The sequence below is a fragment of the Bradyrhizobium sp. TM102 genome (assembly GCF_009176685.1).
GTDB lineage: Bacteria > Pseudomonadota > Alphaproteobacteria > Rhizobiales > Xanthobacteraceae > Bradyrhizobium > Bradyrhizobium ottawaense.
The window spans coordinates 6,074,550-6,092,439 of the sequence record NZ_AP021855.1 but is presented as its reverse complement, the minus strand read 5'-3'; the positions used below and the strand labels follow the sequence as shown (position 1 = coordinate 6,092,439).

Genomic DNA, 17,890 nt, shown 5'->3' with positions numbered 1-17,890 from the left:
CAAAGTCGACCCGGTGAGGCAATGGGCAAATTCAAGATAAGCGTCGCACGCATCGAGATGATTTCGCCGAACGAACGAGCCGAGGACATCCGTTTGACGTTTCAATTCGAAAGCGATCAGACCAGTTTTGCCTTGCCAATCTTCCTGAACTCTCGCGACTTCGACGACACCGAAATCGTCAAGGTCGCTCGAAGCAAGTTATATGACGTCTTCTGGCAGCTCTGCGGTCAGTGCGAGGATTGGCAGTTGTCGGACGCCGAGCGTCGCGAACTTGCAAAGATTAACGTGCGGCCTGCCCGACAAGGTCGACGAGTCCGCGAATCAAAGAGCTAGCCGCCGGTTTGCCCACTCCGTCTGTTTGGGATGTCGGTAATTGTAGCATCTGCAGCCACTGCTCTCCTGCTCGCCGTCGTCCCGACAAAGGGAGAATCTGCTGCCTCAGGTTTTTCGGGACTGATCCTCCCTGTGAAGGTTGCTTCCTTATTTGGAAACGTCCGCCAAGTTATTGGAATTGCTAGAGGCGTTTTGGCCATTTTTTCCAAACGCGCCTTGAAACCGTTAGATAATCAAACTGAGTTTGATTCCGCCATTCGGAGGTTCGATCCCTCCCGCCCCAGCCAGAAGCTCCGCTTCCCTGAAATTGGCGAAGCCGGCCTTGTACAGATCCTTTGGCTGGTCTCGATTACGGCGTTGCGGCGGCCCAGGGCCGCCGCAGCCGCATCGGGACGCCGCCGCCGGGCGGCGGGTCGTCGTCGTCATCGAGCTTGCGCAGCGCGGTGAGGATGTCCGCAAGCCGGATCGGCCGATCCATGCCGGGAATCTCACGCAGCGCGGGATGGGATTCGACGGCGTACATGTCCGAAGCCCACGACGACAATATGATCCGCTTCTCCGCTGTCGAGAGCTTGCCATCGTCGAGGACGGCGCTCGGCGAAGCATGATGCGCAGCGGGATGGAACAGCGCGCCGACACCGCCAATGGTCGCATTGGCATTGGTCATCACTTGTCTCCCTCTACACTCCTTTCGAAGGGATGGTCCGATCGGCGGATGGCGATCGGTCGCCATCCGCCATGGTCGTCGCTGTCGAACGCGTTCGACCGGCCTAAGCCGCTTTCTTCTGCTCGATCTGCGGTGACGCAGCACCCGCGATCTGGATCCGGCGCGGCTTCATGGCCTCCGGAATCTCGCGCAGGAGATCGATGACCAGGAGACCGTCCTGGAAAGCGGCCTGCTTGACCTGGACGTAGTCGGCGAGATTGAACACGCGGCGGAACGGACGCGCGGCGATACCCTGATAGAGATATTCGCGCGCGGCGCTGTCCGGCTTCCGGCCCTCGATGGTGAGCGCGTTCTGTTCGGCGGTCACGCTGATGTCGTTGACGCCAAAGCCCGCCACGGCCAGCGTGATCCGGTATTGGTCTTCGCCGGAGCGCTCGATGTTGTAGGGGGGATAATTGTCCTCGCCCGCCTGGCGCAGCGTGCTGTCGACGAGGTCGGCCAGATGATCGAAGCCGATGGTGGAGCGCCACAGCGGCGCGAAGTCAAAGGTGGTCCTCATACCAAGTCCTCCAAAGAGCAAGATGGATACGAAGGAGCGCCAGTCAGGAAACGGGAACGGATCCGAAGAAGCCCGACCCGGCGCCCGCGCCGGACCCGATCGGGCATCCGGCACACCGCTCTCGCGGCGAAAAACGACTTAGAGCGCCACAAGTCCCTTGCAAGAGGGACGCGCAAAATTTTTTTCGGGGCCCGGCGGCGTCAAGGAAGCGGCGAAAGAGGATCTTGACAGCAAAACAAGCCTGAATATTTTTTGCGCCGGAAGATGCTTCTTCCGACACCGCTAATTCGAAAAGGACCGTGAAAGACCGTCAGGAGTGACGACGATGCTCGATCAGGATTTCGCCCGCATCCGCGCGCACCGCAACAACCTCTCTCGTTATCGACGTTTGCTCAAGACTGAGCTGTCGGACATTGAGCGCCAGTTTATCGAACGACGCCTCGCCGAGGAGCAGACCGCGCTCGAGGCTCTCGCCGCCGATGCCTTCCCGGCCGCATTCACCGTTCCAAACGCGCCATCGGCGATTGCCACGACCGGAGTGGAACGATGAGTGACGTCCGCAACCTCCTCATCAGCGGCAGCGAGAAGGTGATCGGGCACTATCGCGTGTTGCTGGCCGGTGCCAGAAGCGAGAGCGAACGCGAGCTCTATCGCGCCCGGATCGAGCGCGAGCAGCGCCTGCTTGACGCTCTGCGGGGCGGCCTGCCGGATCGATCGGCGGCGTGAACAGGCGCGCATGTGTCATTCCGGAAATTTTTTCATTCCGGAAATTTGCTGGCGAGCACGCGGCCTTCCTGCACCAGCATGGCCACGAACGCCGTGATCTTCGGCGGCCGGAACCGGGCCGCGGGATACACGGCATGGATCCCGCCGGCCGGCAAGCTCCAGGATGGCAGGACATGGACCAGCCGGCGGGACTTGAAATGCTCCGCGACCAGGTAGTCGGGCAGCACGCAGAGTCCGCCGCCGGCGAGGGCTGCGCCCAGCACCGCAGGCGTCGTGTTGATCGAGATCGACTGCCGCATGCGGATCGTGCGGCTGTCGATATCGCGTCTGGTGAAGCGCCAGACCAGCGGCTCGTCGAGCGCGCCGTTGGCAATGAACGGCAGAGCCGCAAGCTCGTCGGGCGTCTTGCTCCGGAACGCCGCTGCCACGTCCGGTGCGGCCACCAGCAATTGCCGAAACGATCCGATCCGCCTGGCCTGCTGACTTGAATCGTTCAGCCAGCCGACCCGGATCGACAGGTCGATCTGGTTAGCGAGGAGGTCCGTTCGCGTGTCCGACAGGATCAGCTCGACACTGCAAGCGGGATATTTTCGCGCAAACTTCGCCGCCAGCGGCGCGATCATCGTTGCGCCATAGTCGTTCGGCGCGGCGACCCGCAGCATGCCCATCGGCTCGGCATTGGTCTGCGCGAGCTCGTCGACGGCATCTTCCGCCGTGCGCAGGATCATGACGCAACGGGCATGCAGCAACCGGCCGGCTTCGGTCGGCTCGACCCTCCTGGTGGTCCGCAGCAGCAAAGCCGTTTTCAATTCTGCTTCGAGCCGTGCCACCTGCTGGCTGACGACGGTCTTGGTGATGCCGAGGCGCTCGGCAGCGCGTGTGAACGAGCCGGCATCGACCACGGCTGCGAAATAAGCGAGGCGGTTGAGGTTGATCGCTTCCATGCGGTCGTCGCCATTGTTAGCTAATAACAAACAATATGTACCATTATCTGATATTTATCAAATAATGATCGGCCGCTAGGTTTCTCTGCATCGAACATTGGCGGCCCGAAATCATGCAAATCACCTATCTCTTCGACCCTCTCTGCGGCTGGTGCTACGGCGCCTCGCCGGTGCTGGAGCAGCTTGCCGCGCACGGCGATGCCACCCTGGTGCTGGCACCGACCGGCCTGTTTGCGGGCCCTGCGGCGCGGACCATGGACCAGCATTTTGCCGCCTATGCCTGGCAGAACGACCAGCGCATCGCACGCTTGACCGGCCAGCCGTTCAGTGAGGCCTATCGCACCGGCATTCTCGGCAATACCGGCAGCCTGTTCGACTCGGCGGCAGCGACCCTTGGCGTCGTCGCCGTGGGCCTGGGTGGTCCGGCCCGTGAGCTCGAGGCGCTCAAGCTCTTGCAGCGCGCCCGCTACGTCGATGGCCGCGACAATTCCAGCCTTCAAGTCGTCGCCGACGTGCTCGAGGGCGCGCAACTGGCCGATGCGGCACGCCGCGTGCGGGCGCCTGACGATGCATTGATCGCGGCTTACCAGGCGCGGATCGCGGCCGCGCGCGCCGACATGACGCGATTTGGGGCCGGTGGCGTGCCGGCTCTGGTGGTCGGCGAGGGCGCCGGGCGGAGGCTGCTCGACGGCAGCATGCTGTTCGGGCGGTTCGATCTGCTGGCCGCACAACTTCGTGCCGCCTGATCACCCAAACTGATTTCCCTGCAGAGTTCAATGGAGAGAGCCATGTTGTCGAGGAGACGGATCATGAAGACCAGCCTTGCCGCGGGTGCCGCCGCATTATTCGCGGCCGCCGACGTCGGCCATGCCGCGGAGGCCAAGCTGAGCTGGAAACATTTTCCCGCAGGCCCCAATGGATTTTTTCGTGCGCCCGTCCTGCTTTCCGGTCCGACCGAGGCGGTACTGATCGACGGCGGCTTCTCCTATCCGGACGGACGCGCGCTCGTCGAGGCGATCAAGGCGAGTGGCAAGAAGCTCACCACCATCTATATCAGCCAATCCGATCCCGACTATTATTTCAGCCTGAAGCCGGTGCGCGAGGCTTTCCCGAATGCCAAGGTGCTGGCGGCGTCCGCGACGCTCGCGGGCATCAAGGCGAATGTGGAGAAGAAGCTCGCCGTCTGGGGACCGCAGCTCAAGGAGAACGGTCCGCAGACGCTCGCCGATGTTGTTCTGCCGGAAGCGTTCGATGGGGCTTCTCTTGCGGTTGACGGCGAGGCGATCGAAATCGTCAACGCCGAAGGTCTCGCCAACCGCCGCTATCTCTTCGTTCCGTCCTTGAATGCCGTGTTCGGCGGCGTGATGATCTTCTCCGGCGTGCATGTCTGGACCGCCGATACGCCGACCAAGGAACAGCGCGCAGCCTGGGTCGCCAACCTCGACAAGATCACGGCCCGCAAGCCGTCCCTTGTCGTGCCGGGCCACATGGCCGCGGGCGTCGCCGTCGATCTTTCCGCTGTCGAGCACACCAGGACGTATCTGCTCGCGTTCGACGAAGAGCTGGCGAAGGCGGCTGACAGCGCTGCGCTGAAGGCTGCCATGGAAGCCCGCTTCCCGAATCTCGGCATGGGCGTCGCGCTCGATATCGGCTCCAAGGTTGCCAAGGGCGAGATGAAGTGGGGCTGAGCGGGAGAAGCTACGCCAGCGCGGCCGACAATTTGCGCATCACCCGGTCGAGCACCGCCACTTCTTCGGCGGTCAGCTCCCCAAGCAGCTTCGTCTCCCGCGCCAGCGCGTAAGGCACGATCTTGCGATAAAGCGCGCGACCGGCTGGGGTCAGCGAGACTATCAGCTCGCGCCGATCGTCGGGATGGTGCTTGCGGCCGGCGATGCCGCGCGCCTCCAGGCCCTGCACGGCGCGGCTGACCTGCATCTTGTCGAGCGTCGTCAGCGGGCCGATCTCCTTGGTCGCAATCTCCGGGCGCATGCCGAGGATGGCGAGCACGCGCCATTCCTGCCGTGTCAGCGCAAAGCGCTCGGAATAGACTTCGGCAACCGCCAGAGACACCTGCTCGGCGAGGCGTGCCAGCCGGTACGGAAAATATCGCTGCAGGTCCAGCTCGACGCCATCCTGCGCCGCTGCGACTTTGGCCGCTTCCCCGCGTGCCACGCTCGAACGTCCCATCACGCGATTCCCGTCCGCCGATCCACCCGAAAAATTCCTCAGAGTGGATTGATCCAGATCAAATTCAGGAAATAGTAACATCTGATACTAATTTCGCAACCGCAAGTCCAGGGAGCGAAACGCCATGAAAATCGAGAAGATCCATCACGTCGCCTATCGCTGCGTCGACGCCAAGGCCACTGTCGAGTTCTACAAGACCGTCATGAACATGGATCTTCTCGGCGCCATTGCCGAGGATCGGGTGCCTTCGACCAAGGCGCCCGATCCCTACATGCACATCTTTCTCGATGCCGGGAACGGCAACATCCTCGCTTTCTTCGAGCTGCCGAATTCGCCGCCGATGGGCCGCGATCCCAACACGCCGGAGTGGACCCAGCACATCGCCTTCCAGGTCAAGGACCTCGCCGAGCTGGAAGAGGCCAAGGCGCGCGCGGAGGCCGCCGGACTCGACGTCGTCGGCGTCACCGACCACACCATCTTCAAGTCGATCTATTTCCGTGACCCGAGCGGCCATCGCCTGGAAATCGCGGCCTGGACCGCTACGCCCGAGCAGATCGACCGCATGAAGTCGGTCGCGCACGAGATGGTCGAGGAATGGTCGCGCACCAAGCGCCCGCCGCGCCACACTGCCTGGATGCACGAGAAGGAATTCGCGGACGCGCATTGATCCCAGGCACGCGCATCAGGAAGCGAACATGGCGAGCTACATCTATCCGAAGTTCGGTTACCGGCGCTCTCTGGAGCAGGCCGAGGGGATCGTGAAGCGGCATCCGATCGTGGTGATCGGCGCGGGTCCCATCGGCCTGACCGCGGCGCTCGACTGCGCCGCGCGCGGCCAGCCGGTCGTGGTGCTCGACGACAACGACACCGTCTCGATCGGCTCGCGCGCGGTCTGCTACGCCAAGCGTCCGCTCGAGATCTGGGACCGCCTCGACTGCGCGGCGCCCATGGTCGACCGCGGGGTGAGCTGGAATGTCGGGAGGGTCTTCTTCCAGGACCAGCTGTCCTACGAGTTCGATCTGTTGCCCGAGGCCGACCACCAATGGCCGGCCATGATCAATCTGCAGCAATATCATCTGGAGGAGATCCTCGTCGCCAAATGCAGGGCCAATCCGCTGATCGAGCTGCGCTGGAAGCACCGGCTGATCAGCCTGAAGCAGGCCGCCGACCATGCGACGCTGGCGGTGGAAACGCCCGACGGCATCTTCACCATGGAGGCGCAATGGGTCATCGCCTGCGACGGGGCCAATTCCGACGTGCGCAAGATGGTCGGCGCCGAGTTCACGGGACAGTTCTTCCAGGACCGCTTCCTGATCGCCGACGTCGCCATGAAGGCGGATTTCCCGACCGAGCGCTGGTTCTGGTTCGATCCGCCGTTCCACCGCGGCCAGTCCGTGCTGCTGCACCGGCAGGCGGACAAGATCTGGCGCATCGACTTCCAGCTCGGCTGGGACGCCGATCCCGATGAGGAAAAGAGGCCGGAGCGGGTGATCCCGCGCATCCGCGCCATGCTCGGCGAGGAGACCGAGTTCGCGCTCGAATGGGTCTCGATCTATCAGTTCGCCTGCCGGCGCATCGACAATTTCCGCCAGGGCCGGGTGCTGTTCGCCGGCGACGCCGCGCATCAGGTCTCGCCGTTCGGCGCGCGCGGCGCCAACACCGGCGTCCAGGACATCGACAATCTCGCCTGGAAGCTCGCGATGGTGCTGCGCGGCGAAGCGTCGGAAGCGCTGCTCGACAGCTATCACGAGGAGCGCGCCTATGCCGCGGACGACAACATCCTGAACTCGACGCGGGCCACCGACTTCATCACGCCGAAGACGAGAGTGAGCCGCTATTTCCGTGACGCGGTGCTGGAGCTCGCCCGCCATCACGGCTTTGCGCGCCCGCTGGTCAACAGCGGCCGGCTCTCGACGCCGACGCCCTATGCGACGTCGGCGCTCAATACGCCTGACGGCAATGCGATGATGGGCGGCGTGCGGCCCGGCACCAATGCGGCCGATGCGCCGATCACGGTGGATGGCAAGCCCGCCTGGTTCCTCCATTGTCTCGGCGATGGCTTCACGGTCGTGGCCTTTGGCAAGGAGACCGACAAGACCGAGATCGCGGTGGGGCCGCTCAAAGCGAAGCTCATTGTCGTCGGCCGCGACATCGCCGATCCCTCCGGCCTGCTTGCCGCGCGCTACGGCGCTTCGCCCGGAACCACCTACCTGTTCCGACCCGATCAATACGTCGCCGCACGCTGGACCGGATTCGACGAGGCAAGCATCGCGGATGCGATGTTGCGGGCCTCCGGGCACGACACCACCGGACGGAAGGAGCTGGCAGCATGACGCTCAATTTGTCACCCAACATCGCCGATCCCGACGACTTCTACGCCGAACTGATCAACAGTCAGCGCGACCTCGACGAGGAGCAGGCGCTGCGGATGAACGCACGGCTGATCCTGCTGCTCGCCAATCACATCGGCGACCGCAAGGTCCTGACGGAGGCGATTGGCTGCGCCCACAGGGGCGGCAGCTAGGCCGCGGGAACTCCGCCTCGGGATCGGGAGATCGCAGAAAGCAGCCGGCAGAACCGGCGGCAGGTTCCGTTTTGGGCGATCTCGCCGGCTGAATGCGGCACCGAGGTCAGCCGCGCCGAAAAGCCATCTGGGCAGAAGCCGCTTTCTTGACTTGGCTCAAGGTAAAATCGGAGAAGTTCGACACTTTCTTAGGCCCCACACCAAGGCCGGAGGAAGCACCATGCTAGGTCGAACCATTGCTGCAGCGTTGCTGTTCGTCACCTTGGGCCAGCCGGTGTTGGCTCAATCGCCGGCGGACCATCAGGGCCATCATCCCGGACAGGAGCAGACGCCGGCGTCGCCGCAATCGAGCTCTCCTGCCAGCCCGTCCGCCGAGCGGCAGAGTCCGATGCGCGGTGGAGATATGATGGGAATGATGGGGCGCGGAATGATGGGACAAGGAATGAAGGGGCATGGCTCGGGCAGTGACGCCATGGAGCCGCCGGTCGTCTTCCGCATCATCTTCGCGCTGATGGATGCCGATGGTGACGGGATCCTCTCGTTGCCCGAGTTTCAAGTCGCTCACGAACGGATCTTCAAGGCAATGGATCGCGACAAGGACGGGAAGCTCACTTTCGAAGAGATGATGACGTTCATGCACAGGAGCAAGAGCTCCGTCCCGCAGCAATAGCGAGCGGATACCGGAGGGCGGGTGCGCCAAGCCATGTCGTTTGATCGGGTCTTGCGATGGGCTTTGGTTGCAATCGCAATCGCAGGGTTGACCGCGGGTATTCTCGCGCGAGCCGCGGGCCGACCTGATCTGGCCGATCTCGCCTGGGCGCTCGGCACGGCGCCCGTGATTGCAGGATTGGCGGCCTCGATCGTCCAGGACCTGCTGAGAGGCCGCGTCGGAGTAGACGCGATCGCGCTGCTGTCGATGAGTGCGGCGTTGGCGCTCGGACAGCCGCTCGCAGGCGCCGTGGTCGCGCTGATGTATTCCGGCGGCAATGTCCTGGAGGAGATCGCGATCGCACGGGCGGAGCACGATCTGCGATCCCTGGTTGATCGGGCGCCGCGGCAGGTCCATCGCAAGTCCGGCGAGCGGATCGAGGATGTTCCGATCGAGGACGTCGCGGTCGGCGAAGAGCTTCTGGTTAAAGCCGGCGAGATCGTGCCGGTCGATGGTGTCGTTGCGTCGGCCTTCGCTGCGATCGACGAGTCCGCGGTGACTGGCGAGCCGATTCCGATAGAGAAGACCCGCGGAAGCGCCGTTCTTTCCGGCTCTCTGAATGCGGGCGAGACCTTCCAATTGACCGTGACCGCGGCGGCCAGCGAGAGTACCTATGCGGGCATCGTGCGCATGGTGACTGTGGCGCAAACAGCGAGAGCTCCCTTTGTGCGGTTGGCCGACCGGTATGCGCTGATCTTCCTGCCGGTGACACTCGTCATGTCCTTCGTGGCATGGCACATCTCCGGCGACGTAACCCGCAGCCTTGCCGTGTTGGTGGCGGCGACGCCGTGTCCCTTAATTCTGGCCGCACCTGTCGCCTTCATCGCCGGGGTGGCGCAAGCGGCCCGCCGCGGTATCCTGGTCAAGGGCGGGAAGGCGCTGGAGGCGTTGGCCCATGCGCACACCGTGCTCTTCGACAAGACCGGTACCCTGACGGTGGGCGGAGCGCGGTTGCTGTCCGTAGAAGTCGCGCCGGGCGAGGATCCGGATGAGGTCCTCACGCTCGGGGCGTCGCTCGAGCAAGCTTCGCATCACGTGCTTGCGAAGGCCGTCGTCGCTGCGGCCCTCGCCAAGGGGCTCAAGCTGAAGCCGCCGGAACATGTCAAGGAGACCATGGGTTCCGGCCTCAGCGGCCAGATCGACGGACGCCAAGTCGTGGCGGGCTCGCGAGAGATGCTTCTCTCGCGAGCCGAGCTGTCGCCATGGACGTTGCGGGCGATTCGACGTGCCTCGTGGCGCTCGGCGCTGATCGTCCTCGTCGCGGTGGACGGCCGCCTGATCGGCGCGCTGCTGCTGGCCGACGAATTGCGGGCCGACACGCCACGCGCGATCCGGCTGCTGCGCGACGCCGGCATCGCGCGGATGGTGATGGTCACGGGTGATCGCGCCGCGGCGGCGCAGGCCATCGGAGCGGCGCTCGATCTCGATGCCGTGCTGGCCGATCGCGTTCCCTCGGACAAGGTCGAAGCGGTGCGTAGCGAACAGCGGCTGCATCCGACCATCATGGTCGGCGATGGCATCAATGACGCCCCGGCGCTGGCCGTGGCTGACACGGGGATCGCGCTCGGTGCACGCGGTGCAAGCGCTTCCTCCGAGGCGGCAGATGTGGTGATTCTCACGGATCGGCTCGATCGGGTCGGCGAAGCGATCATCATCGCCCAGCGCGCGCGGCACATTGCCCTGCAAAGCATCTTCGTCGGGATGGGGTTGTCATTGGTAGCCATGGTCGCGGCCAGCCTTGGCTGGCTCGATCCCGTCCCCGCCGCGATCGTTCAGGAGGTGATCGATGTTGCCGTCATCCTGAACGCGCTGCGGGCGCTCAATCCGCCCCTCGTCAGGGGCGGTCCGCGCCTCACCGCGGAGCAGGGGCTGACGTTGCATCACGATCATCAGGCCCTGCTTAGGGATCTCGACCGCCTGCGGCAGATCGTCGATGCGCTGGACGATGCGGTGCCCGAATCCGCCGCGACTTTGATTGGCGAGGCCCACCGACTGGTCCAGGGCAGCGTCGTGATGCACGAACGCGAGGATGAAGACAGCGTCTATCCGAAGCTCAACGAGGTGCTGCGCGACCGCCACGGACTCTCTGCCATGAGCCGTGCGCATCGCGAGATACTGCATCTCGCGCGGCTGCTCGCCCGGATCGCGGAGGATCTGCCGTCAGAGAAGATCGACCGCTACCTCATTCGCGACGCTCAGCGCGTGATCGAGGCGATCGAAACGCTGGTGCGCATGCACACGGCCCAGGAGGAGGACATCTACGAGGCCGTGGCCGCATAGGCGGCAGCGGCAATCGACCTCAATGCTCCAGCGGTTGCCAGCCGGCATGGTCAAAATACTTGCCGTACTGAGCGAGCGCCCGCACGATCTTATTGGCTCCTTGATCGCGGCTGGTCCCGGCTTTCATCTTGGCCGCGCCGTCGATGATCTGCTCGAGGACAAGGTGAAGTTGCTGGTCGGCCTGCTCGGGCAGCTTGCAGTTTCCTACGACGTCATCGACCTGCGCCTGGATTCGCTTCGCCAGAGCCTCGTATTGCGCAGGCGTAAACACTTTGCCGTGAATGGGTGCCAGCGATTGCCTCATGGCAAGGCTGATGTCGTCCATGCCGCGGCGCAAGACGTCATCGGTCGGCCACTTCTTGCCGTGGTTGAGCACCGGCCCGGCGGTCGTGGTTGGTCCTTCATGCGTGTGTGGTCCGGCGGCGAGAGCAGACTGCCCCAGGACGAGACAGAGCGCGAGGGCTGCGGGTATGAGCGATTTGGTTGAGATGATCACGGGATTTCCTCCGAAGAGCTTCTTTGCTCTCAGGTGGGAGATTGCGGCATTCAGGAGTTTGCGCTGGAGCAAAGTCTTGAACGGAATGAGCTGCGGCCCCGCGACGCAGGATGCGTCGCGGGGCGGTTTCAGGCGGTCGTCAGGCGACGAGCTGAAAGAGAATCCTTCACGCTCAGCCTCGACCAGGCCCTGCAGCTCATCACGATCCGGCTTGAGTCAGCTCAATGCAACGCGGCGCGATCAGGTCAAGCTGGCGCCGTAACGTTGTGAGGCAACGACGGCATGGAGAAGCTCAAACGGGTATTTTGGGGCGGCCTGGCGGTTCTCGTCCTCCTGTGGCTGATTGCGGAGCCCCAGCCATTTGGGCCGGGCCCCTTCTTCCCACTTCGCGAGAGGATGGTGCAGCTGAGCGGCGTCCTGGCAATCGTTTGCATGAGCATGGCGATGATCCTCGCGCTGCGACCACGTTGGCCGGAGGCGTGGCTGGGCGGCCTCGACAAGATGTACCGCTTGCACAAATGGCTCGGTATCGCTGCCCTCGTGACTGCCATTATCCATTGGCTCTGGGCCAATGCCCCGAAATGGGCGGTCGGTTGGGGTTTGCTGACCCGACCGCAGCGTGGAGAAAGACCCGCCATCGAGAATCCCATCGAGGCCTTCCTTGCGGGCCTGCATGGACCGGCGGAGGGGCTGGGCGAGTGGGCCTTCTACGGCGCCGTCGTGCTGATTGCCTTGGCGCTCATTCAAATGTTCCCCTATCGGCTCTTCTACAAGACGCATCGGCTCCTCGCCGTCGCGTATCTGGTATTGGTGTTTCACGCCGTCACGCTGATGAAGTTCAGCTACTGGATGTCGCCGCTCGGCTGGATCGTGGGGGCGCTGCTTGCGTTCGGGACATGGGCGGCGGCTGTCGCGCTGTTGCGGCGCATTGGCGCCCGTCGCCAGGTCCACGGCAGGATCACCGCGCTCAAATATTATCCCGGCGTCAGGGCAATCGAGACCGAGATCGAGGTGCCCCATGGCTGGCCGGGGCATAGGCCGGGCCAGTTCGCCTTCGCCACGTCCGATGTCTCCGAGGGCGCGCATCCCTACACGATCGCCTCGTGCTGGAATGCCGCAGAGCCCAGGATCATCTTCATCACCAAGGAACTCGGGGACCACACCAGCCGGCTGCGGGAGAAGCTCCGTGTCGGGCAGAAGGTGAAGGTGGAAGGGCCCTATGGCTGCTTCACCTTCGATGACGATTGCTCGCACCAGATCTGGATCGGCGGTGGTATCGGCATCACGCCCTTCGTTGCCCGCATGAAACAGATGGCCATGCCGAAGGATATTCCGGGTTGCTCCGTCGCGCAGGCGGTTGACCTCTTTCACACCACCACTGATGTGGATGAGGAAGCCCTCGGCAAGCTCGCAGCAGACGCGCGCTCGGCAAATGTTCGTCTCCACGTCCTCATCGACGCCCGTCACGGACGACTGACCGGCGAACGCATTCGCGAAACCGTGCCGCAATGGCGCGAAGCGAGCATCTGGTTCTGTGGTCCGGCGGGTTTCGGGGAAGCGCTCAGACGAGACCTTGGCGCGCACGGCTTCCCCGTCGAACAGCGGTTTCATCAGGAGCTGTTCGCGATGCGATGATGAAAGTCGCACGTGCATCCCGCTTCCCAACTTGCCCTCGCAGCCAGTCCCTGTAATCTGCAGAGAACAACGGGGAAGGGATCGATGGGAGGAGTTCTGGAGGGTGTGCGCGTGCTCGATTTCGGGCGCTATATCGCCGGGCCCTATTGCGCGACCTTGCTGGCCGAATTCGGTGCCGAGGTCATTCGCGTGGAGAAGCGCGAGGGCAGCGAGGATCGGTTCGTGGCGCCGGTCGGCGAAGGCGGCGAGGGCGCGCTGTTCCTCCAGGTCAACCGCAACAAGAAGTGCATCACGCTCGATCCGATGAAGCCGGAGGGGCAGGAGGTGATGCGCCGGCTGGTTGCGACCGCGGACGTCGTCGTCGCCAATCTGCCGCCGCAGACCCTGCGCGCGATGAAGCTCGACTATGAGTCCTTGAAGGCGATCAAGCCCGACATCATCCTGACGACCGCAACCGCGTTCGGCGGCCCGGGACCCTGGTCCGACCGGGTCGGCTTCGACGGCGTCGGGCAGGTCATGTCGGGGTCGGTGTACATGACCGGCACTGGCGATCCGCCGTACCGCGCCGCGGTGAACTGGGTCGATTTCGGCACCGCGCTGCATTGTGCGTTCGGCACGCTCGCCGCGCTGATCGAGCGCGGCAAATCCGGGCGCGGGCAGATCGTCGAGGGCGCGCTGCTCGCAACCGCGCTGTCCTTCACCAACGCGACGCTGATCGAGCAGGCCGTGATCAACGTCAATCGCGTGCCGACGGGCAATCTCGGCCAGACCGCAGCGCCCGCCGACATCTACCGCACCCGGGACGGCTGGGTGCTGTGCCAGGTCACCGGGCATCCGCTGTTCAAGCGCTGGGCGCGGCTGATGGGCGAGGAGGAGCTGTGGCTGAACGATGCCCGCTTTGCCGACGACATCAGCCGCGGCAACAATGGCGCCATCATCAGCGAGCGGATGGCGCGCTGGTGCGCCGGGCGCACCACGCAGGAAGCCGTCGATGCGTTGGGCCAGGCCATGATTCCGACCGGGCCGGTCCTCTCACCGCAACAGGCGCTGGATCATCCGCACATCCGCGCCGCCGGCTTCCTGCAGGACGTCGACTATCCCGGCCTGCCGAAGCCCGCGCCGATGACGCGTGCCGCCGTCCGGCTGTCGGAAACGCCGGGCAACATCACGAGCCGCCCGCCGACGCTCGGCGAGCACACCGATCGCGTCCTCGCCGAACTCGGCTATGACGCGGCTGCGATCGCGGCGCTTCGGCAAAGCGGTGTCATCTAGAGCAGCTGCTTCAACGCCTTGGCGTCCGCGGGCGCCGCGCTCTTCTGGTCGTTGTCGAAATAGACATAGACGTCGCAGCCCTGCCGCTTCCACGACTTGATGCGCTTCGCCCATTGCGCCAGCGTCGCCCTGGTATAGTGCCCGTGATAGCGCCCGCCCGGCCCGTGTCCGCGGACATAGACGAAATCCGCGGTGCGCTTCCAGGGCGCCGGCGCGTCGTGATGGTCGGACAGGCACAGCGAGATGTTCTCGTCCGCCAGCATTTTGAGGATGCGCGGCTGATACCAGCTCGGATGCCGGAATTCGAAGCTGTAACGCCGTTTCCGCGACAACAGCTTGAAGAAGGACGCGAGGCGGTCCGCATCCGCCTGGAATTGCGGCGGCAGCTGGAACAGGATCGGGCCGGCCTTGCCGCCGAGCCGAGAGATGCGGTCCTCCAGCAGCTCGAGGCTGTTGACGGAGCGCTCCGACAGGCGCTTCCAGTGCGTGATGAATTTCGACGCTTTCCAGGCGAAGACGAAATCGCGGCCGGTCTGCTCGCGCCAGCCTTTCACCGCGTCGGGCGTCGGCGTGCGGTAGAACACGCCGTTCAGCTCTGTCGTGTCGAATTGTCCGGCGTAGTAGCGCAGCTGCTGCTTCAGCGTTACGCCTTCTGGGAAGAACGGGCCGCGCCAGGAGTCGTAATGCCAGCCCGAAGTTCCGACCAGAACGCGCGCCATTGTTTCCGTGCCCTCCGTTGCCTTTGCCGGAGAGGAACGTCCAGGCAGCCGATACGTTGCTGGTGAACCCGCCAACGCAAGGACCGCAACCGATGTACGCGCTGTTCGAAGGCAACAAGCAGATCGGCGATCCCTTTCCGACCGAGAAGGAGGTGTGGGAAGCCGCCTTGATCGAGGGCCTCGTGACCGACGTTCCGGTCGCGGACGAGGAGGGCGGCCGGCTTCTCCCTGCCGGATATCACGTGGCGCCCGTCGAGGAGACGTTCGCACCGCGGTCGGATTGGAAGTTGCCCCGGCGAGATCTCGTGAACTAGTTCGACGCCAGCGCCCTCTTGGCGACTTCCGCCATCCAGCTCGACGCCACCGGCAGGATCGCGTCGTTGAAATCGTAGCGCGGGCCGTGCAGCTCGGCGCCGTCGCGCAATTCGCCGTTGCCGATCCAGACGAAGGCGCCCGGCCGCTGCTGGAGATAGTGGGCAAAATCCTCGCCGGCCATGCTGGGCGCGAGGTCGCGCCGCACCTCGGCCTGCACCTTCTCGGCGGCGATCCGCGCAAGGCCCGCTTCAGCGGGCGTGTTGATCACCACACCCACACCCCAGACGATCTCGGGCGTCACCTTGACGCCAAAGCTGGTCGCGATGCCGGCGCAGGTCCGTTCGATGCCGTCGAGGATGGTGTCCTTGACCGCCTCGCGGTGGTACCGCAGCGTGCCGCGGATGGTGACGCGTCCGGCGATCTGGTTCGGCGCGGTGCCGCCTTCGATGGTGCAGAGCGACAGCACGGCGGTGTCGAGCGGATCGACGCTGCGCGAGACCACTGATTGCAGGGCCACGATCAGATGACCGGCCGCCATCACCGGATCGCGCGTCAGATGCGGCATGCCGGCGTGGCCGGCATGGCCTTCGATGGTGATGGTGATGCGTCCGCCGGAGGCCATGACGACGCCGTCATGCACGGCGATGGTGCCGGCGGCAAGGCCCGGCCAATTGTGAAAGCCGAACACCCGTTCCATCGGAAAGCGGTCGAACAGCCCGGCCGCGACCATCGCGCGCGAGCCGCCAAAACCTTCCTCGGCCGGCTGGAAGATGAAATCGACCGTGCCGCTCCAGCTGCTGTCGGCGGCGAGCAGCGCAGCGGCGCCGAGCAGCGAGGCGGTGTGTCCGTCATGGCCGCAGGCATGCATCACGCCTGATGTCCCGGAGGCGTAGGCAAGCCCGGTATCTTCGGTGATCGGCAGTGCATCCATGTCAGCGCGCAAGCCGACGCGGCTGCGCGCATGCCCGCGCGTCAAGGTCGCGACGATGCCGTGGCCGCCGATGCCCGACTCGAAGGGAATTCCGAGCTCGGTGAGCTTGTCCTGCACGAAAGCGGCGGTCTCCTTCTCCTGAAGCGACAGCTCCGGGTGCGCGTGAAGGTGCCGGCGCCACGCGGTCAGTTTCTGGTGCAGCTCGGGTGTCAAGGCAGCGGTCTCTCGCAAAATTTCGGTTGCCGCCACCATAGCGGATAATCCGCGGCATGCATCAAGCGCGTTGGAATGCCTTGCGTGCAGCCACGCGCCGTCTCTCCCTCGTCATTCCGGGGCGCGCCTTTTGGCGCGAACCCGGAATCCATCGTGCAGCAACCTCTGGGGCCGATGGATTCCGGGCTCGCGACTTCGTCGCGCCCCGGAATGACGGCCAATGGGTGTCACGCCAGCTTCGCCAGCCCCGACCAGTCGAAGCTGATGCCGTGCCCGGGCCGGTCCGGAGCCTGTGCCTTGCCCTCCTGCAGCACCAGCGGGTGCTCGATATATTTGTCGAGCCCGAAGCCGTGCGCCTCCAGATAGGATCGGTTCGGGCAGGCCGCGAGCAGGTGCACGGTAATGTCGTGCGCGCCGTGGCTGGTGACGGGCAGGTTGAATGCTTCCGCCAGCCGCGCGATCTTCATGAAGGCGCTGACGCCGCCGCAATTGGTGACGTCAGGCTCGGGATAGGACACCGCGCCACTGGCGATGTAGCTCTTGAACTCCCACAGCGAGCGCAAATTCTCGCCCGCCGCGATCGGCACGCCGCCCGCTTGCAAGATGCGCGCGTGGCCGGCGACGTCGTCGGGGATGATCGGCTCCTCGAGCCACGTGAGGTCGTAGGGAACGAAGGCCCGGGCGGCGCGGATCGCCTCCTCGACCGTCCATTTCATGTTGGCGTCCACCATCAGCGGAAAGCCGTCGCCGAGGTGCTGTCGCATCGCGGAGACCTTCGCGACGTCGGATTTGAGATCGGGCCGGCCGACCTTCATCTTGATGGCGCGAAAGCCCTTGGCGAGATTGCCGTCGGTCTGCTTGAGCAGCGCCTCCACGGAGAGATCGAGGTCGATGCCGCCGGCATAGCACGGCACGCGCGCGTCGAACCCGCCGAGCAATTGGTACAGCGGCAGCTTGGCGCGCCGCGCCTTCAAATCCCACAGCGCGATGTCGAGCGCGGAGAGCGCCAGCACCACGGGCCCGCCACGGCCGCCATAATGCAGCGCCCACCAGACGTGATGCCAGATCGCCTCGGTATCGTCGGCCTCGCGTCCCTCGATCAGCGCGGGGATCTCGCGCTTGAGGATGTCGGCGACAGCGCCGCCGTTGCGGCCCACGGTGTAGGTGTAGCCGACGCCCTCGGCGCCGTCGGCATCGCGGATGCGGCAGGTGATCAGCTCGAACGCGACGATCTCGCCATGCGTGGAGTCGGAGAGCGTGACGGGGAGGGGGATCCGGTAGAGCCCGGTCTCGATATTTGCGATGTGCGGCATGTGGCCTCCCTTTTTGTTTTTGGTTCGTAGGGTGGGTTAGCCGAGCAGATGCGCAAAGCGCATGTGC

21 protein-coding genes are annotated in these 17,890 nt (G+C 64.6%); 13 read left to right on the top strand and 8 right to left on the bottom strand.

Translation table 11 applies throughout. The annotated features are described in order from the left end of the window. Window positions 1-21: 21 nt before the first annotated feature. On the top strand, window positions 22-333 hold the full coding sequence (locus tag GDN70_RS28870) for a hypothetical protein (protein ID WP_028143165.1): 312 nt from the start codon (window positions 22-24) through the stop codon (window positions 331-333). Window positions 334-682: 349 nt separating this feature from the next. Here the strand turns inward: GDN70_RS28870 and GDN70_RS28865 are convergent, their stop codons facing one another. Both GDN70_RS28865 and GDN70_RS28860 read right to left on the bottom strand, forming a co-directional pair. Then, a complete protein-coding gene (locus GDN70_RS28865; protein WP_152103339.1) occupies window positions 683-1,000 on the bottom strand; it encodes a hypothetical protein in 318 nt (105 codons plus the stop codon). Between the two features lie 103 nt (window positions 1,001-1,103). Further along, window positions 1,104-1,559, bottom strand: a complete 456-nt coding sequence (locus GDN70_RS28860; protein WP_028143164.1) for an Hsp20 family protein — start codon at window positions 1,557-1,559, stop codon at window positions 1,104-1,106. 325 nt (window positions 1,560-1,884) lie between these two features. Here GDN70_RS28860 and GDN70_RS28855 point away from each other — a divergent pair, with 325 nt between their 5' ends. Together GDN70_RS28855 and GDN70_RS28850 are read left to right on the top strand one after the other, a co-directional pair. After that, on the top strand, window positions 1,885-2,109 hold the full coding sequence (locus GDN70_RS28855) for a hypothetical protein (protein ID WP_038946914.1): 225 nt from the start codon (window positions 1,885-1,887) through the stop codon (window positions 2,107-2,109). Then, on the top strand, window positions 2,106-2,285 hold the full coding sequence (locus GDN70_RS28850; RefSeq protein WP_028143162.1) for a hypothetical protein: 180 nt from the start codon (window positions 2,106-2,108) through the stop codon (window positions 2,283-2,285). The genes GDN70_RS28855 and GDN70_RS28850 overlap by 4 nt, the downstream gene beginning before the upstream one ends. Before the next feature lie 32 nt (window positions 2,286-2,317). Here GDN70_RS28850 and GDN70_RS28845 read toward each other — a convergent pair whose 3' ends face one another. Beyond that, entirely contained in the window at window positions 2,318-3,229 is a 912-nt protein-coding gene (locus GDN70_RS28845; protein WP_038946915.1) for a LysR family transcriptional regulator, read from the bottom strand. Between the two features lie 113 nt (window positions 3,230-3,342). On the opposite strand from GDN70_RS28845, the gene GDN70_RS28840 reads away from it, so the two are divergent. Both GDN70_RS28840 and GDN70_RS28835 read left to right on the top strand, forming a co-directional pair. Beyond that, the gene (locus tag GDN70_RS28840; protein ID WP_038971792.1) at window positions 3,343-3,975 is read left to right on the top strand and encodes a DsbA family protein; all 633 of its coding nucleotides are present in this window, start codon (window positions 3,343-3,345) and stop codon (window positions 3,973-3,975) included. Window positions 3,976-4,017: 42 nt separating this feature from the next. Continuing rightward, on the top strand, window positions 4,018-4,917 hold the full coding sequence (locus GDN70_RS28835; protein ID WP_173015885.1) for an MBL fold metallo-hydrolase: 900 nt from the start codon (window positions 4,018-4,020) through the stop codon (window positions 4,915-4,917). 10 nt (window positions 4,918-4,927) lie between these two features. On the opposite strand, the gene GDN70_RS28830 is transcribed toward GDN70_RS28835, so the two are convergent. Further along, window positions 4,928-5,416 (bottom strand): MarR family winged helix-turn-helix transcriptional regulator, encoded by a 489-nt coding sequence (locus GDN70_RS28830; protein WP_038946918.1) that lies wholly within the window; start codon window positions 5,414-5,416, stop codon window positions 4,928-4,930. Window positions 5,417-5,540: 124 nt separating this feature from the next. Between GDN70_RS28830 and GDN70_RS28825 the strand changes: the two genes are divergently transcribed. The 5 genes from GDN70_RS28825 to GDN70_RS28805 all read left to right on the top strand — a co-directional run bounded on the left by GDN70_RS28825 (window position 5,541) and on the right by GDN70_RS28805 (window position 10,929). Then, complete coding sequence (locus GDN70_RS28825) at window positions 5,541-6,083, top strand: VOC family protein (protein ID WP_028143158.1); 543 nt, start codon at window positions 5,541-5,543, stop codon at window positions 6,081-6,083. Window positions 6,084-6,111: 28 nt separating this feature from the next. After that, the gene (locus GDN70_RS28820) at window positions 6,112-7,749 is read left to right on the top strand and encodes an FAD-dependent oxidoreductase (protein WP_028143157.1); all 1,638 of its coding nucleotides are present in this window, start codon (window positions 6,112-6,114) and stop codon (window positions 7,747-7,749) included. Next, window positions 7,746-7,940 carry a DUF2783 domain-containing protein gene (locus GDN70_RS28815; RefSeq protein ID WP_152103337.1) on the top strand — a complete coding sequence of 65 codons (195 nt, stop codon included), beginning with the start codon at window positions 7,746-7,748 and terminating at the stop codon, window positions 7,938-7,940. Before GDN70_RS28820 ends, GDN70_RS28815 begins: the two co-directional genes overlap by 4 nt. A gap of 220 nt (window positions 7,941-8,160) precedes the next feature. Continuing rightward, entirely contained in the window at window positions 8,161-8,610 is a 450-nt protein-coding gene (locus tag GDN70_RS28810; RefSeq protein ID WP_152103336.1) for an EF-hand domain-containing protein, read from the top strand. A 33-nt stretch (window positions 8,611-8,643) separates the two neighbouring features. Further along, on the top strand, window positions 8,644-10,929 hold the full coding sequence (locus GDN70_RS28805) for a heavy metal translocating P-type ATPase (protein WP_152103753.1): 2,286 nt from the start codon (window positions 8,644-8,646) through the stop codon (window positions 10,927-10,929). Between the two features lie 19 nt (window positions 10,930-10,948). Here GDN70_RS28805 and GDN70_RS28800 read toward each other — a convergent pair whose 3' ends face one another. After that, window positions 10,949-11,425 carry a hypothetical protein gene (locus GDN70_RS28800; RefSeq protein ID WP_244429084.1) on the bottom strand — a complete coding sequence of 159 codons (477 nt, stop codon included), beginning with the start codon at window positions 11,423-11,425 and terminating at the stop codon, window positions 10,949-10,951. A 282-nt stretch (window positions 11,426-11,707) separates the two neighbouring features. On the opposite strand from GDN70_RS28800, the gene GDN70_RS28795 reads away from it, so the two are divergent. Beyond that, a complete protein-coding gene (locus tag GDN70_RS28795; protein WP_152103335.1) occupies window positions 11,708-13,060 on the top strand; it encodes a ferric reductase-like transmembrane domain-containing protein in 1,353 nt (450 codons plus the stop codon). A gap of 84 nt (window positions 13,061-13,144) precedes the next feature. Next, window positions 13,145-14,332 (top strand): CaiB/BaiF CoA-transferase family protein, encoded by a 1,188-nt coding sequence (locus GDN70_RS28790; protein WP_152103334.1) that lies wholly within the window; start codon window positions 13,145-13,147, stop codon window positions 14,330-14,332. Here GDN70_RS28790 and GDN70_RS28785 read toward each other — a convergent pair. Next, window positions 14,329-15,051 carry a DUF72 domain-containing protein gene (locus GDN70_RS28785; protein WP_038946928.1) on the bottom strand — a complete coding sequence of 241 codons (723 nt, stop codon included), beginning with the start codon at window positions 15,049-15,051 and terminating at the stop codon, window positions 14,329-14,331. The two genes, GDN70_RS28790 and GDN70_RS28785, sit on opposite strands and share 4 nt — an antisense overlap. Window positions 15,052-15,143: 92 nt before the next feature. On the opposite strand from GDN70_RS28785, the gene GDN70_RS28780 reads away from it, so the two are divergent. Beyond that, complete coding sequence (locus GDN70_RS28780; protein ID WP_152103333.1) at window positions 15,144-15,365, top strand: hypothetical protein; 222 nt, start codon at window positions 15,144-15,146, stop codon at window positions 15,363-15,365. Here the strand turns inward: GDN70_RS28780 and GDN70_RS28775 are convergent. After that, window positions 15,362-16,510 (bottom strand): amidohydrolase, encoded by a 1,149-nt coding sequence (locus GDN70_RS28775; protein ID WP_173015884.1) that lies wholly within the window; start codon window positions 16,508-16,510, stop codon window positions 15,362-15,364. The genes GDN70_RS28780 and GDN70_RS28775 overlap by 4 nt on opposite strands. A gap of 227 nt (window positions 16,511-16,737) precedes the next feature. Next, window positions 16,738-17,823 carry a mandelate racemase/muconate lactonizing enzyme family protein gene (locus GDN70_RS28770; protein WP_152103331.1) on the bottom strand — a complete coding sequence of 362 codons (1,086 nt, stop codon included), beginning with the start codon at window positions 17,821-17,823 and terminating at the stop codon, window positions 16,738-16,740. Window positions 17,824-17,890: the final 67 nt, after the last annotated feature.

Bases quoted from the DNA above. Each gene is read 5' to 3' on its own strand.
- GDN70_RS28855 (WP_038946914.1), top strand. From the start codon at position 1,885: ATGCTCGATCAGGATTTCGCCCGCATCCGCGCGCACCGCAACAACCTC.
- GDN70_RS28780 (WP_152103333.1), top strand. From the start codon at position 15,144: ATGTACGCGCTGTTCGAAGGCAACAAGCAGATCGGCGATCCCTTTCCG.
- GDN70_RS28860 (WP_028143164.1), bottom strand. From the start codon at position 1,559: ATGAGGACCACCTTTGACTTCGCGCCGCTGTGGCGCTCCACCATCGGC.
- GDN70_RS28785 (WP_038946928.1), bottom strand. From the start codon at position 15,051: ATGGCGCGCGTTCTGGTCGGAACTTCGGGCTGGCATTACGACTCCTGG.
- GDN70_RS28825 (WP_028143158.1), top strand. From the start codon at position 5,541: ATGAAAATCGAGAAGATCCATCACGTCGCCTATCGCTGCGTCGACGCC.
- GDN70_RS28830 (WP_038946918.1), bottom strand. From the start codon at position 5,416: ATGGGACGTTCGAGCGTGGCACGCGGGGAAGCGGCCAAAGTCGCAGCG.
- GDN70_RS28870 (WP_028143165.1), top strand. From the start codon at position 22: ATGGGCAAATTCAAGATAAGCGTCGCACGCATCGAGATGATTTCGCCG.
- GDN70_RS28845 (WP_038946915.1), bottom strand. From the start codon at position 3,229: ATGGAAGCGATCAACCTCAACCGCCTCGCTTATTTCGCAGCCGTGGTC.
- GDN70_RS28850 (WP_028143162.1), top strand. From the start codon at position 2,106: ATGAGTGACGTCCGCAACCTCCTCATCAGCGGCAGCGAGAAGGTGATC.
- GDN70_RS28840 (WP_038971792.1), top strand. From the start codon at position 3,343: ATGCAAATCACCTATCTCTTCGACCCTCTCTGCGGCTGGTGCTACGGC.
- GDN70_RS28835 (WP_173015885.1), top strand. From the start codon at position 4,018: ATGTTGTCGAGGAGACGGATCATGAAGACCAGCCTTGCCGCGGGTGCC.
- GDN70_RS28805 (WP_152103753.1), top strand. From the start codon at position 8,644: ATGTCGTTTGATCGGGTCTTGCGATGGGCTTTGGTTGCAATCGCAATC.
- GDN70_RS28815 (WP_152103337.1), top strand. From the start codon at position 7,746: ATGACGCTCAATTTGTCACCCAACATCGCCGATCCCGACGACTTCTAC.
- GDN70_RS28795 (WP_152103335.1), top strand. From the start codon at position 11,708: ATGGAGAAGCTCAAACGGGTATTTTGGGGCGGCCTGGCGGTTCTCGTC.
- GDN70_RS28790 (WP_152103334.1), top strand. From the start codon at position 13,145: ATGGGAGGAGTTCTGGAGGGTGTGCGCGTGCTCGATTTCGGGCGCTAT.
- GDN70_RS28865 (WP_152103339.1), bottom strand. From the start codon at position 1,000: ATGACCAATGCCAATGCGACCATTGGCGGTGTCGGCGCGCTGTTCCAT.
- GDN70_RS28820 (WP_028143157.1), top strand. From the start codon at position 6,112: ATGGCGAGCTACATCTATCCGAAGTTCGGTTACCGGCGCTCTCTGGAG.
- GDN70_RS28770 (WP_152103331.1), bottom strand. From the start codon at position 17,823: ATGCCGCACATCGCAAATATCGAGACCGGGCTCTACCGGATCCCCCTC.
- GDN70_RS28810 (WP_152103336.1), top strand. From the start codon at position 8,161: ATGCTAGGTCGAACCATTGCTGCAGCGTTGCTGTTCGTCACCTTGGGC.